Here is a 259-nt window from a genome sequence, read left to right on the forward strand (position 1 = left end):
GTAGTCCTCCCAGGTCCAGGTGGTGTCATCCGGGATTTCGACGCCGGCCTGTTCAAAGAGGTCCTCATTGACCATGACGGTGTAGGCGTTCTGACCGGTGCTCAGGCCGTACAGGCCGTCCTCGAACTCGCCCAGGGCCAGGGCTGAGTCATCGAACTTGGACAGGTCAAGCCCGTCCATGGTGGTCAGGTCGGCCAGGGCGCCGCGGCCGGCATACTCCTGCAGGTACTTTTCGTCCATGGTGATGACATCGGGGGAG

1 protein-coding gene is annotated in these 259 nt (G+C 62.5%); it reads right to left on the reverse strand.

Annotation, left to right across the window (positions count from 1 at the left end):
* On the reverse strand, positions 1–259 hold a 259-nt coding region (locus SB754_RS21220; protein WP_410784316.1), incomplete at both ends, for an extracellular solute-binding protein.

Source organism: Leifsonia sp. SIMBA_070 (assembly GCF_046534635.1).
GTDB lineage: Bacteria > Actinomycetota > Actinomycetes > Actinomycetales > Microbacteriaceae > Leifsonia.